This is a genomic window from candidate division KSB1 bacterium (assembly GCA_016214895.1).
Taxonomy (GTDB): domain Bacteria; phylum Electryoneota; class RPQS01; order RPQS01; family RPQS01; genus JACRMR01.
Window position 1 is genome coordinate 169,638 of record JACRMR010000012.1, and the last position, 13,834, is coordinate 183,471.

A 13,834-nucleotide genomic window follows, 5' to 3' on the forward strand; every position below is an offset into this window, starting at 1 on the left:
TTGTCATATTCCTTGACGCTGATCCTGGTAGCCGGGTTGCGTGCTCTGCCCCGACGATCTCGGTCGCAATGTGGAGCAATTATTGGTAAGTTGTTGTATTATGTTGGAATACGTAGAGTGGTAACCCTAAACAACCTGCAGGCGGCGTTTCCCGAGCTGCCTAATGAGGCAGCGAGGGAAGTCGGCCGGCGCTGCTATGAGCATTTTGGCCGGGTCGCCGCCGCCTTCACGGCCCTGCCTCAATTGAGATCTGAAGCCGCCGGGGACTGGATCTTTATCGAGGGCATGGATCACCTGAAGGCCGCGGTCGCGCGGGGCCGAGGCGGCATTGTGGTCTCCGGGCACCTCGGGAACTGGGAGCTGATGGGGTCGATTGTCGCTCGATTGGGGCTGCCCGTCTCGTTCGTCGTTACGACGCAACGGAATAAGCGGGTTGAGCGGATGATGGACGACTACCGCCAACTGGCGGGGGTGGAGATTATCAAGCGTCGTGAAGCGGTGCGAGGCGTGCTCTCGGCGCTCAAGCGGAACCGGCTGGTGGCGATCCTGATCGATCAAGACGCCCATGAAGAGGGCGCGTTCGTGCCGTTCTTCGGGAGGCCTGCGTCAACACCACGAGGACCGGCGGTTTTTCATCTCAGAACGGGGTCACCGCTGATCTTTGCGACCTCGACCTGGTTGCCCGGCGAGCGTTACCGGATTCGCCTGACTCCGGTGGATACGACGGGGATTTGTGACGCCGACGTGCTGACCGCGAAGCTGACGGCGCGGCTTGAAGCGGCGATTCGCGAGACACCGGAACAATGGACGTGGATGCATAAGCGATGGAAATCAAGCCCGCCCGAGTCCTGATTATCGACACCGCCTGGCTCGGCGATGTCGTGTTCACCAGCGCGCTGTTCGGGGCCGTCAAGCACTGCTGGCCGGACTGCGCGCTGCACGTCGTGGTCGCGCCGCGGGGGCTGCTCGTGATCGAAGGCGATCCGCGAATCGCGCAGATTCATGTACTGGACAAGCGAGTGCGGCATCGTTCCGTGTTTGGATTGCGGGAGTTTGCGAACACGCTGAGACCACTGGGCTTCGACCTTGTCTTGAATGCGCATCCCTCCTTCCGCAGTCGGCTGCTCACACGCTGGATGGAGGCGCCGGTTTCGGTCGGGTATCGAGGGTTTCTTGCTGAATCTTGCTTCACGCATGTGATTGACGGCGATCTGGCACGGCAGGCGGATCATGTGCAACGCAGACTCGAACTCCTGCGGCCATTCGCCAAAGACATTCCGGCGGTCGCGCCGGAGGTTCATGTTACGGAGGCGGACCGGCAAGCCGCGACAGGCTGGCTCGAAGCAGGCGGTGCGGAACACCCGATCCTGGGTCTGGTCGTGGGCTCGGCGTGGCGCACCAAGCGGTGGCCGATCGATCGGTTCGAAACGCTTGCTGAGGAGTGGCTGCAGGTTTCAAAGGGTAGCGTGATTGTGTTTGCCGGGGACTCCGAAGCGGAGTTAGCACAATCGGTGCAGCGAGTCTCGGCGGCGCGAGTGCGGCTGGCGATTCAACAACCGCTCGGGCTTGTGCGCGGGTTACTCAAGTCGTGCGAAGTCGTACTGGGGAATGACACGGGGATTACGTTCCTCGCCGCGGCCGTGGGCGGACCGCGCGTGATCGCACTGTACGGGAGCACACAAGTGAACTATTTGTTTCCGCCACCGCATCTCGCGCTGCACGCGGGCGTGCCGTGCTGCCTCTCGCGCTACGGTCACGGCGGCATGCACTGCCGCTGGCACGAGCAGGGCGACGCGTGGTGCATGAAGCAGATCAGCGTGGAAAGAGTGTGGGAAGAAGTCAGGAGAGGGATGAAGGATGAGGGATGAGGCAGACACGAGGAACGCGGAAACTCGTAGCGTCCCACACCCGTGCGCGATCGGGTCCGTTCTCCCCCCACATCCTGTGGGGGGATCAAGGGGGGAAATCTCCGTAGCGCCGCAGGGATCTGCGCTCGGGATGGCTTAGGCGCAATTGAATCATTGTGAACGTCCAACGTTTTCACCCGAGCGGGGCACGAGACGCCGCGCGGGGCGAGGTTTGAATGAAGAGCTGATGTCCATGTGACGCTATGGAGACTTCCCCCTTGGTCCCCCATAGGATATGGGGGAGACCCGAGCAGACAACCACGCGGGGTTATCCCGACCTTGATTCAGAGCCGCTCGGCAGCCGCCGCTACGGCAGTGCGGGATTCGGGCAGGGACACAGTCCCTGCTCGGCGATAAAGAAGACCGGGGCATGTCAACTGCGAAAGAGACATGCCGACGCAAGGCAAGCGGCCCGTGCGGCACTACGAACGATTGAACCGGCCCACCAAGGTGGGCGCTACGAAGATCTCCCCCCTTGGTTCCCCCACAGGATGTGGGGGGAGAGCCGAAAACAAAAAGTACGGGCAGCCGAATGGCTGCCCGCGTTGGTTTACGTATTTCCGGTGCGGCTACGCTTTGGTGCCGACAGTCACCGGAGTCCGGCTCTCGCCGAAGACTTTGCGCCACAAGGCCTGCAGTGCGCTCTTGATCGTGGCCGGCGATTCCTCGGTGACGAAATGCTCCAGAATAACTTCCGGATCAAACCGCCCCTCAGACAGCACCATCACACTCTCCAGATGATTGCGCAACTGTCGTGCGTTCTCCTGCCACGTGACCTTCGTCAGAAGGTCCATGTAGTGATACGGCACGGTCGGCCGTTCAATCTTTTCCCGGGTGGCCAGCTCGTCAAGGATATAGACCGAAAGTGCAGGGATGTCTTCCTTGCGATCGGCCAGGCCGGGCATCCGCAACGAGGTTGCGGACAGCATTCGCAACAGGTCCAGATTGAACAGACCTGCCTGCTGAAGGTTCTCGAGCTCCGCGAAATCCGCGGTCGCAATGATGCGACAGGCGAAGGCCCGCCGGTCTCCCGCGTGATTCGTGTAGCGCCCGGTCTCCAGAGCACGGGCGATGTGCTCCTGCGCGAGCGGATTCAGATTCTCCAGCCCGCTCAAGAACAACGTTCCTTCTTCCGCCATCTCGAAACGTCCCAATGCATGAGCCACACGATCGCCGTACAGCATCGTGTTCATGACATCAGGGGTCAAGGTCGCGCAGTCAACCATGACGAAGGGTCCGTACGGACAGCCTTCCTCATGGATCACGCGCGCCAGCATCGTCTTGCCCGTGCCGGGAGCACCGATGATCAGCACCGGATCCGTGCGCAGAGCCGCAACCCCGGCTGCGGCGAGTGCCTCCCGCATCGCCCGGCTCTGCGCGACTACCTTGTCGCGGGTCTTTTTCATTGTTGCTTTCATTTCCATCGAAGTCAGTCCTGGTTTCACCTATCTCCGCTCAGGTTACTCGCAAATATGGCTCCACACGTTGACCCTGTGCAACGTCAGTCCCGCCCCAGAGGATGCTTCACTCGTAACGACGATCGTTTGACCTTTACTTGCGAATTCCCTGTACCAAGGAATACCGATTGGCCAACCTTCTCCGGATCAAAGAAACTCCGTATAATAAAACGATCAAACCAACCGATGCGCCGGTCAATGCGAGGATCAGAAGATAGGAGCTGGGTCTCATAGTACTGTGCAATGGTTTGCGTCTTGTACTTCAGACGCAGTAACAGAGTGGCGGTCATTGCAGCGAAGATCCCCGCGGTCGCCCACTGCGTGATGGATAGAAGTTCGACACTCGTCACCTGAGCAACGTACTCAAGCGTGTCGATCAACACCACCAAGGTAAAGAGAAAGACCAGCGTGTCGGCGTAGGCGCCGATAGGTCGATCTGTCTTCAGCTTGTGCCAAAAAAATGCCACGAGTATCACGAGTGATATCATATTGATTTTTATGATCGCTCGAGCGATAGGAGCATAGATGTCCACCGGTGGATTTGCACTTTGCACGGCCAGAACCACCTCCGGTGACCAATAGTAGGGCCAAAACCACCAAGCACAAAGCGGCAGCACTACCGCCGCCGCCAAGGTGTTGACAGCCCATCGCTTCTCATCGCGGAAGATGTACGTACTAACCGTCTTGGCCGCCACCCAGGCGAACAGTAGGTGAGTCACGACCAAGATCAGTACAAATGCCGAGACCGATGACTCAAAACTGGTCAGAAACTGGAAATGATAGAAAGCCGGCGCTGAAAGTCCCAGCACGGCAAAAAGGATCCAGAAGTGAAAGAAGATCGTCCGATAGTGCAGTTCTTGGCGATAACACATGAAGCTCAGCAACGACAAGAGCCCCAGCTGCAAGATGTTGAAGCTGAAGCTCAAGTGCTGACGGAGAACCTCACTGGGCAGAAACCACAGCGTGGACCAAAGAACCGCTGCGGTGACCAGTGCGTATGAGACAAAAAGGACCACCAAACCTCCACGAGTTTCCGTGGTCGGCCTAGTGGTCCATAAACCCCTGTTCTCGCGGAGCTTACTTGCCTGGACGAGGAGGAATTATGGGGATCACCCCAGCATCTACCGACCGCGGAGGAATAATCGGAATGACTCCGGCTTCCACGCCCCGGGGCGGGATGATGGGAATGACGCCCGCCTCTAACCCGGGGTGACGGGGCGGAATGATGGGGATTACACCCGCATCGGTTCCGGCCATCAGACCTGTTGAAGCAAACACCGTTCCGCCCACGCAAAGCAGAACCGCTAGCAAGACAATTTTTTTCATAGCGCCAACCTCATGAAAAGAAAGGGGAAAAGTGCTATCCTGATCGCCACGCTTTATCTCGACGATAAATATAGTGAACCCTGAACCAGATGTCAAGGCAAATCGGAGGATTACTCGAAGTTTTCTTCAACAAGGCATGCAGTTGAGAGCGTTTGGGCCGACTTTGAGTAGTCTGGGACGTTTGTTCAGGGTCGCTTGTATTAATCATTGTAAAACGGCCCGTTATCTTACGGACCCAGGACGACCGGTTCGCGCTGCCCGGCGGGCGGAGCAGATTGCCTTGAATCCGCACGTAGATATCGCTATATTATTGGTTTGGCCATTCGGCGTTAGATGGGTGGCGGAGATGGCAAACCGACATGCACTGCAAATCTCTTAAAAACTTAGTGTTAACTACACACACCGGACAGAAGAGTCATGCTCGATCGGCTTGAGAATATCCTCATCCGTTACCGCCAGGTTCAAGAAGAGCTCAGTTCGCCGGTGGTTAGCGCCGACCCGATGGGGGCCAAGCCTCTATTGAAGGAGGCAAAGGACCTGTTGCCACTGGTTGAAAAGATCCGATTGTACCAAAAGGTCCAGGGCGAAATCAACCAGGCCCGAACCATGGAGACCGAGTCCGATCCGGAAATCCGAAGTATGGCTGCCGAGGAAGTTCGGCTGTTGACGGATCGAGCGGCGCAACTGGAAGAGGAAATCCGTGCTCTGCTGCTGCCGAAGGACCCGGATGACGACAAAAGTGCGATTCTGGAAATCCGCGCGGGAACCGGCGGAGAAGAGGCCGCCCTGTTCGCCGGGGAGCTGTTCCGCATGTACACGAAGTTCGCCGAGCTCAAACGATGGAAATTTGAGGTGGTCTCGGTCAGCGAAGCCGAAGCCGGCGGGCTGAAGGAAGTTGTCTGTGAAGTCCAGGGGGCCGGCGCCTACGGGACGCTGAAATGGGAGAGCGGCGTGCACCGCGTGCAGCGGGTCCCGACGACCGAGTCCCAGGGGCGAGTGCATACGTCGGCGGCGACGGTGGCCGTGCTGCCGGAAGCCGACGAGCGCGACGTCACGATCCGTCCCGACGACTTGAAAATTGATGTTTATCGCGCTTCGGGGGCGGGCGGGCAGCATGTCAACCGTACAGAGTCGGCGGTCCGGATCACGCATCTACCGACCGGGCTGGTCGTGGCGATTCAAGACGAACGCTCGCAGATCAAGAATCGCGCGCGGGCGCTGAAGATCCTGCAATCCCGCCTGCTGGTGAAGACACGGGATGAGGAGGCGAGCAAGGTTGCCGCGTCGCGCAAGAGTCAGGTCGGTTCCGGGGATCGTTCGGAGAAGATCCGAACCTACAATTTCCCACAAAACCGGTTGACGGACCACCGAATCGATCTTACGCTTTACAAACTCGATCGGATCATGGAAGGCGAGATCGACGACATCATTGAAGCTCTGCAACTCGCGGATCGCGCGGAGAAGCTGCATCAGGAAACTGAGGTCGCCCTGAAGTGAGTGACGTGTCGCGGCGGTTGATCGACTTGTTGAACCTCGCGCGCGGCTACTTGCAGGAGAAGGGGGTTGACAATCCGCGCGGCGACGCGGAATCGCTGTTGGGCAAGGCGCTGGGGCTGCCGCGAATTCAGCTTTACCTGCAGCACGACCGACCGCTCAGCGAGGCCGAAGTCGCCGCGTTCCGCGACTTGTTGCGGCGACGCGGTAAGCGGGAACCGTTGCAGTTGATTCTCGGCGAAGTCGAGTTCTGTGGCGTCCGACTCGAAGTGCTGCCGGGACTGCTGATCCCCCGACCCGAGACGGAGCAACTCGCGAACATGGTAGGCGACCAGATTCGCCGGAGCGCGGGCGGGGAGACCGTGCGGGTACTGGACATCGGATGCGGGACGGGCTGTATCGCCGTCGCCCTCGCCCGGGGCGACGCGCGGGTCGCGGTGGATGCCGTGGATATCGACTATGAAGCCTTGCGCTGTACGACCCGCAATGCCGCGCGAAACGATGCGGCGGAGCGCGTGCATGTGCGGCATGCGGACGTGATGAACCCGCGCTTCGCCGAACTCGTCGTGCCGCCCTATGATTGGGTCGTATCCAATCCGCCGTACATCCCGGTCGCGGACTTCGAGACACTGCAGCCGGAAGTCAAACTGCACGAATCGGCGCGAGCACTGGTCGCCGGCGCGACGGGAGTCGAGTTCTACCACCGCATTGCGGAGTTGCTGCCCCTGCTATTGCGCGCGGGCGGCCGGTTTGCCATGGAGATTGGATTCGGACAGGCCGAACGGGTCGCCGAGATTTTCCGCCCCGCCGCCGGGCAATTCACCATCGAACGAGACCTGGCAGGAATACCCCGCATGCTGTCAGGTCAGGTGATCGGAGGCGCGCCATAGAAAATCGCGCGTTCACACCGCAAGACGCGCACATCAGGACGAGCGTCGCACTGGTCTCGGTAGTGGCATCGCTGGTCATTACGCTGATCAAGTTCGGCACCGCGATCGTCACGAATTCGCTGGCGATGTACTCGGAAGCGGGGCATTCGCTGGTGGATACGCTGGCCGTGGTGATCACGTTCGCCGCGATTAAGAAGGCGCTCGAACCGCCCGACCCGGAACACCCGTTCGGTCATGCGAAGTATGAAAGCGTCGGCGCGCTGGCACAGCTGATCCTGCTCATCGGAATCGGCGGCCTGATTGTGTACAACGCGCTCGAGCGGTTGTTCATCCGACCGGAACCGGTCGAAATCGGACCGCTGGTCTATGGTGTAATGGCGGTGTCCATCGTGGTTGAGGGTTGGCGGACGGTTTCGCTTATGCGCGCGGCGCGGCAGACCGGAAGTGAAGCGCTGGCCGCAAGCTCCACGCATTTCCTCACCGACTTTCTTGACTCCTTCGTGGTCGTTTTCGGCCTGATCATGGCCGGGATCGGCTATCCCAAAGCCGACAGCATCGCGGCGCTCTTTGTCGCGGGGGTCGTGTTCATGCTCAGCATTCGGCTGGGAAGAGACGTGTTCAATTCGCTGGTGGATCGCGCGCCGGAGGGCGTGGCGGAGGATGTCGAGCGGATCGTGCGCGGAGTCCATGATGTGATCGGGGTGCATGACATTCGCGTGCGGCGAGCGGGGACGCAGCTGTTCACGGAGATGCACGTAGATCTTGATGCCACGATGCCGTTAGGGGATACGCACGCGATTCTCGACTTGGTCGAGTACGAGTTGCGGAACAAGTACCCGACGATGCACGTCGTGACCCATCCGGAACCGGTCGCGGCCGGCGCGGCCGCCAGCTCGTGATGGCGGAATTCGAGCCGAGTATGCACCGCGCGCACACGAACGCGCTGATTCACGAGGCCAGTCCGTATCTGCTGCAACACGCGCACAATCCGGTGAATTGGCTGCCGTGGAGCGACGCGGCCTTTGAACGTGCGGAGCGTCAAGCGCGGCCGGTCTTCCTGTCAGTCGGCTACGCTGCCTGTCACTGGTGCCATGTGATGGAGCGCGAGTGCTTCGAGAATGAAGAGATCGCGGCTTACCTGAATGAGCATTTCGTCTCGATCAAAGTCGATCGCGAAGAACGACCCGACGTTGATCACCACTATATGAGCATCGTGCAGAGCCTGAGTGGCAGCGGCGGCTGGCCGATGTCGGTCTTTCTCACCCCGCAACGGACGGCATTCTACGGCGGGACGTATTGGCCGGCGGTGAGCAACTACGGAAGGCCGGGGTTTCTCGACGTGCTGCGCGCGGTCGTTGAGGCGTGGCGGAATCGCCGCCGTGACGTCGAGCAGACGGCGGGGGCAATCCAGAAGTCGTTGGACCAGGCGAGGCCGGACGGTGAGGTCGGCGAGCTGTCCGACGAGTTGATCGCGCGCGCACTGGCTGCGGCAGAATCACGGTTTGACAAGGTTGACGGCGGTTTCGGCCCGGCGCCCAAGTTTCCGCACGCGATGGAGCTGGCCTTGTTGTTGCGGGTCGGCGCGCGAACCGCGGACGCGGATGCCGTGCAGATCGTCATCCATTCGCTGCGGAGCATGATCCGCGGCGGCATCTTTGATCAGATCGGCGGCGGATTTCACCGCTACTCAACGGATGCGCGCTGGCTCGTGCCGCACTTCGAGAAGATGCTCTATGACAATGCACTGTTGATTCCGTTGGGCCTCGACAGCGCGGTCGTCGCCGCTGATCAGGAACTGCGCGAAGCCGCTCGCGAGAGCCTGGATTGGGTAGTGCGCGAGATGGAGGTGGCCGAGGGCGGCTTTGCCTCGTCGCTGGATGCCGATACGGACGGTGAAGAGGGGGCAACGTATAGCTGGACACCGGCGGAGATTCGCGGGGTGCTCGGCCCGGAACGCGGAGCGCGCTTCGCGAGCATCTACGACATCCGCGACGCAGGGAATTTCGAGCACGGCAGGTCCGTTCCCAACCAGCCTGTGTCCATTGCGGAATGGGCAAACGAGCACGGCGTTGATGCTGACCCGTTACGCAGCGCGCTGCGCCAAGACCGCGCGGCACTGCTCAGCGCGCGCATGAGGCGCGTACAGCCGAGCCGCGACGACAAGGTGCTCACGGATTGGAACGGGATGATGATCTCGGCGCTGGTGCGGGGATTCGGCGCGCTCGACGATCCACGTTATTTGGCCGCGGCGACGCGGGCGGCCGACCGGATTCTGACTCGATTCGAGCGCACCGGGACGTTGCCTCATGCGCTGAGGGGCGAGCGTACGCACGAGACGCAGTTCTTGCTCGATCACGCGGCATTCGGCTGCGGACTACTGGACCTGTTTGGCGCGACAGGTGACGATCGCTGGTTCCGCGGCGCGATGACGAGCGCGGACCGGATGGAAACGCTGTTCGCGCGCGGTGCAGCGGCCTATGTGATGAGCGACGACGCCGTGGCCGGAATGGAGCAGGTGGATCCCTACGACAACGCGACGCCGTCGGGAATCTCGATGGGCGCGACTCTACTTGTCCGGTTGCACCAGTTGACGAATGACAGCAGGTTCCGGAGACGTGCGGAACGGCAACTGCAAATCCTCGCATCGCGGATGGAGCGCGCACCGGCGGCGTTCGGACAGGCGCTGACGGCGGTGGACATGCTGCTGCATCCGCCGGCTCAGCTCGTGCTGGTGAACGACCACGAGCGGGAACTCTGGCGAGTCGCGAGGAATTGTCCGGGATTTGCGCTATCCCCGCTCTGGATCGACCCGCAGCATGCGTGTCGCGCGCCCGGGCTGGCGTCGCTGCTGGATTCCAAATCAGCCATTGCAGGAAAGCCGACGGCCTATCTCTGTCATCACCTCAGTTGCGAACCGCCGTTCACGGACGCGAGCGCGCTGGCGGACGCTTTGAAGGCGCTGATTCCGCGAATGACGGTGAATTGATGCCCGATGCGATCCACCCGTTTCGGGTTGTCAAAGGGGATGAGTCCGGAAGCTCCGCGCGCGTCGGTCAACTGGACACCGAGCACGGACGGCTCGACACTCCGTGCTTCTTCCCGGTCGGCACGGTCGGCACGGTCAAGACACTGACGCCGGATGAGCTGATCGCGGCCGGCGCACAGAGCGTGCTCGCCAATAGCTATCACCTCTATCTGCGGCCCGGGCTGGAGGTGCTGAAGGCAGCGGGCGGCCTGCACAGATTCATGCGCTGGAACCGGCCGATCCTGACCGACTCAGGCGGCTATCAGGTGTTCTCGCTGGCGGAACTGAAGAAGGTCCGCGATAACGGGGTCGAGTTCCAGTCGCACCTCGACGGAAGCTATCACTTCTTCACGCCGGAGAAGGTACTGGAGATTCAGCGCGCGATCGGTAGCGACTTGATGATGGTGCTCGATCTGTGCCCGCCATATCCGTGCTCGCACGGCCAGGCCAAACAGTGGCACGAGTTGACCGTGCAGTGGGCGCGCAGCGCCCGTGATGCGCGCGATACGATCCCGGCACTCTACGGCCATCGACAGAATCTGTGGGCGATTGTGCAAGGATCCGTTTACGAAGATTTGCGGCGAGCGTCCGCCGCCGCCCTGATTGAACTGGATTTCCCGGGCTACGCGATCGGCGGACTCGCCGTGGGTGAGCCCAAGAGCGCGTTTCGTGAGATGGTGGAATTGTCGGCTGCCCTGCTGCCGGTTGAGAAACCGCGTTACCTGATGGGCGTCGGATTTCCCCAAGAACTCTTGTACGCGATCGGCAAGGGCGTGGACGTGTTCGACTGCGTCCTCCCTACGCGCAACGGTCGCAACGGCACGGCGTTCACGTGGCACGGCAAATTGACCGTCAAGGCGGCGCGGGAACGCTTGACATTCGAGCCGATCGACGGCCAGTGCGGTTGCTATACCTGCCGCCATTTCGACCGGGCGTATTTGCGACACCTGTTTGCCGCCGAAGAGCTGCTGGCGCTGCGGTTGGTGTCGATTCACAATGTTCATTTTTATCAGGACCTGATGCGCGAGGCGCGCGCCCACATTCAGGCCGCCGACTTCGGGCCGTGGATGCGAGCGTCGCTGACCGCCCTCGCGAACACGGACGACGCCGTTTAGTTTCACTCTTTTCCGACCAGGAGGATCGACTTGATTTCGACTTCTTTGCTGCCGCTGGCTCAGGCCTCAGCCGCCCAGCCGAATTTTATTGCGTCGCTGCTGCCACTACTGCTGATCGTCGTGGTGATGTACTTCCTGATGATCCGGCCGCAGCAGAAGAAGCAGAAGGCGCACCGACAATTGGTGGACAGCCTGAAGCCCGGCGACGAGGTCGTCACGAGCGGCGGACTCTACGGCACCGTCGCGGGCGTTGACGACAAGAAGAACACGCTGTGGCTGAAGGTCTCCGGCGACGTCAAGATTCGCGTCGAACGGTTCGCGATCGCCCGCGTACTCACCGACGCCGAAAAGTAATCATGGTCGAGTCGCGCGACACGCTGAAAATCGTCACGTACGGTCATCCGACGCTGCGCGTCCGGTGCGCGCCAATTACGGAATTCAACGCCGAACTGCGGGAACTGGCGCAGGCCATGCATCGCACGATGATCGCCGCGGATGGCGTGGGCCTGGCGGCCTCGCAGGTTGACAAACGCATCCGGCTGTTCGTGGTCGGCGTTCCGCGGCAGGATGACGACGAACCGACCCGCTTGACGCTCGTGAATCCGGAAATCGTCGAACAGGGCGGCGAATGGGAGTATGAGGAAGGCTGTCTTTCGATTCCCGATGTGCGCGACGATGTGACTCGACCGGAATGGATCAAATTGCGATATCAGGACCTCGACGGAAAGCAGCACAGCATGGATGCGTCGGGATTGCTGGGCCGCGTGTTTCAGCATGAGCTGGATCACCTGAACGGTGTGCTGTTTATCGACCACTTGTCCCCGTTGAAGCGCGCACTGCATGGCTCGAGATTGCGCAAGCTGCTCCGCGAAAACGAGCAGGAGCTGATGAGCACCGGCGAGCAGCGGTGAAGGTCGTGTTCTGCGGCAATCCGGAGTTCGCGCTGTTTACGCTGGACGCGTTGATCGCGAGCGAGCAGCGAGTTCAGGCCGTGGTATGCAGCCCGGACAAGGCGCGCGGGCGCGGACTGAGGACGAGCGGATTGCCGGTCAAGGAGCGGGCGCTGGCGGCCGGGATACCGCTGTTGCAGCCGGAATCGCTGAACCATCCGGAATTTCTGGACACTGTGCGCGGGCTCGCTCCCGATTGTCTGGTCGTCGTGGCGTTTCGGATTCTGCCGCGTGAGTTGTTCGCCTTGCCGCGGTTCGGCTCGTTCAACGTGCATCCGTCGCTACTGCCGCGGGGGCGCGGTCCCGCTCCGTTGCGCTGGACGCTGATCCGCGGCGAGCGCGAAACCGGAGTGAGCATTATCCAGTTGACGGAACAAATCGACGGCGGCGGCATTTTGGCGCAGGAGCGCACGAGCATCGCTGAGTCGGAGAATTATGGAGCGTTGCACGACCGGCTGGGGAAGCTGGGGGCGCGGATGCTGGTCGATGTGCTGAGCGCACTGGAACGCGGAGCGGCGTTGCCGTCCATCGAGCAAGATAGCACCCTGGCAACGAAGGCGCCGAAGTTGAGGCCCGACGATTTCCGCATCAACTGGAACGCGAGTACCTTTGAGATTCTATGCAGAATCCGGGCATTCTCGCCGAATCCCGGCGCGATTACGTGCGCCGGCGAGTACTCGATCAAAGTGCTGGATGCGACTGCCGATTCCACGATCGTCGCGGCTCCCGGCGACGTATTGCAAGTTCAGGAAAAACTATGGGTGGGAACCGCTGACGGAGCCATCCAGTTAAAGCAGTTGAAACCGGCCGGAAAGAAATCGATGGCCGTCGCTGACTACCTGCGCGGTCGGCCGAAATTGCCCGCGCGTTTTGATCTACTTTGAGGAAAGAGATGTTCCCCTTCTTTTTTGACTGGACGATGATTCTGATTCTGCCCGCCTTCGGACTGGCGCTCTGGGCGCAGTCAAAGGTGCGCAGCACGTACGCGAAGTACAGCGAGGTGCGGAATCGCTCGGGCATGACAGGTCGGCAAGTCGCGCGTCGAATTCTCGATGCGAACGGCCTGTATGACGTGAAGGTCGAGCCGATCGCCGGGCGACTCACCGACCACTATCATCCGAAGGAGAAGGTCGTGCGGCTGTCCGAAGGCAACTTCGATTCGCAGAGTCTGGCGGCGCTGGCCGTAGCCGCGCACGAGTGCGGACACGCCGTGCAGGATCAAGTCGGTTACACCGCGATGAACTTGCGCGCGGCGCTGGTGCCCGTCGCCAGCATCGGTTCCAATCTGGCGATGCCGTTATTCATCATCGGACTCATCTTCTCCTCCGTTCACTGGCTGATGGACGTCGGGATTGCCATTTTCGCGGTGGCCGTGTTATTCCATCTCGTAACTCTGCCGGTCGAGTTCGATGCGTCGTCGCGAGCCGTGCGGATTCTGGCCAGCGGCGGCTACCTGGCGCCCGATGAAGTTGAAGGCTCGAAGAAAGTACTTGACGCGGCGGCGTGGACCTATGTGGCTGCCGCTTCGATGGCGGTCCTACAACTTATACGACTGTTGGTCTTGCGCAATTCGCGGGACTGAGCGAAGCTTTCCGGCAGGGTCCGGAGACCTTGCCCGGGGTCGCGGTGTGAAAAGAAAAGCCCTCGCTGATTGGCGGGGGCTTTTTGCA

The 13,834-nt window shown here is 60.9% G+C and carries 13 protein-coding genes; 11 read left to right on the forward strand and 2 right to left on the reverse strand.

What is annotated here, in order from left to right; translation table 11 throughout:
• Together HZB60_06955 and HZB60_06960 are read left to right on the forward strand one after the other, a co-directional pair.
• On the forward strand, positions 1–852 hold the full coding sequence (locus tag HZB60_06955) for a lysophospholipid acyltransferase family protein (protein MBI5059499.1): 852 nt from the start codon (positions 1–3) through the stop codon (positions 850–852).
• Positions 825–1,868, forward strand: coding sequence for a glycosyltransferase family 9 protein (locus HZB60_06960; GenBank protein MBI5059500.1), 1,044 nt, complete (start codon positions 825–827; stop codon positions 1,866–1,868). Before HZB60_06955 ends, HZB60_06960 begins: the two co-directional genes overlap by 28 nt.
• Positions 1,869–2,476: 608 nt before the next feature.
• Here HZB60_06960 and HZB60_06965 read toward each other — a convergent pair.
• Positions 2,477–3,313 carry a sigma-54-dependent Fis family transcriptional regulator gene (locus HZB60_06965; GenBank protein ID MBI5059501.1) on the reverse strand — a complete coding sequence of 279 codons (837 nt, stop codon included), beginning with the start codon at positions 3,311–3,313 and terminating at the stop codon, positions 2,477–2,479.
• Positions 3,314–3,408: 95 nt separating this feature from the next.
• Positions 3,409–4,380, reverse strand: a complete 972-nt coding sequence (locus HZB60_06970) for a hypothetical protein (GenBank protein ID MBI5059502.1) — start codon at positions 4,378–4,380, stop codon at positions 3,409–3,411.
• A 727-nt stretch (positions 4,381–5,107) separates the two neighbouring features.
• Here HZB60_06970 and prfA point away from each other — a divergent pair.
• The 9 genes from prfA to HZB60_07015 all read left to right on the forward strand — a co-directional run bounded on the left by prfA (position 5,108) and on the right by HZB60_07015 (position 13,746).
• Complete coding sequence (gene prfA / locus HZB60_06975) at positions 5,108–6,187, forward strand: peptide chain release factor 1 (GenBank protein ID MBI5059503.1); 1,080 nt, start codon at positions 5,108–5,110, stop codon at positions 6,185–6,187.
• Complete coding sequence (gene prmC / locus HZB60_06980; GenBank protein ID MBI5059504.1) at positions 6,184–7,074, forward strand: peptide chain release factor N(5)-glutamine methyltransferase; 891 nt, start codon at positions 6,184–6,186, stop codon at positions 7,072–7,074. Before prfA ends, prmC begins: the two co-directional genes overlap by 4 nt.
• A gap of 62 nt (positions 7,075–7,136) precedes the next feature.
• Positions 7,137–7,973 (forward strand): cation transporter, encoded by an 837-nt coding sequence (locus tag HZB60_06985; GenBank protein ID MBI5059505.1) that lies wholly within the window; start codon positions 7,137–7,139, stop codon positions 7,971–7,973.
• Between the two features lie 20 nt (positions 7,974–7,993).
• The gene (locus tag HZB60_06990) at positions 7,994–10,060 is read left to right on the forward strand and encodes a thioredoxin domain-containing protein (protein MBI5059506.1); all 2,067 of its coding nucleotides are present in this window, start codon (positions 7,994–7,996) and stop codon (positions 10,058–10,060) included.
• Positions 10,060–11,214 carry a tRNA guanosine(34) transglycosylase Tgt gene (gene tgt / locus HZB60_06995; protein MBI5059507.1) on the forward strand — a complete coding sequence of 385 codons (1,155 nt, stop codon included), beginning with the start codon at positions 10,060–10,062 and terminating at the stop codon, positions 11,212–11,214. The genes HZB60_06990 and tgt overlap by 1 nt, the downstream gene beginning before the upstream one ends.
• Positions 11,215–11,340: 126 nt before the next feature.
• Positions 11,341–11,568, forward strand: a complete 228-nt coding sequence (gene yajC, locus HZB60_07000; GenBank protein ID MBI5059508.1) for a preprotein translocase subunit YajC — start codon at positions 11,341–11,343, stop codon at positions 11,566–11,568.
• 2 nt (positions 11,569–11,570) lie between these two features.
• The gene (gene def, locus HZB60_07005) at positions 11,571–12,125 is read left to right on the forward strand and encodes a peptide deformylase (GenBank protein ID MBI5059509.1); all 555 of its coding nucleotides are present in this window, start codon (positions 11,571–11,573) and stop codon (positions 12,123–12,125) included.
• Complete coding sequence (locus tag HZB60_07010; protein ID MBI5059510.1) at positions 12,122–13,048, forward strand: methionyl-tRNA formyltransferase; 927 nt, start codon at positions 12,122–12,124, stop codon at positions 13,046–13,048. Before def ends, HZB60_07010 begins: the two co-directional genes overlap by 4 nt.
• An 8-nt stretch (positions 13,049–13,056) precedes the next feature.
• Positions 13,057–13,746, forward strand: coding sequence for a zinc metallopeptidase (locus HZB60_07015; protein ID MBI5059511.1), 690 nt, complete (start codon positions 13,057–13,059; stop codon positions 13,744–13,746).
• Positions 13,747–13,834: the final 88 nt, after the last annotated feature.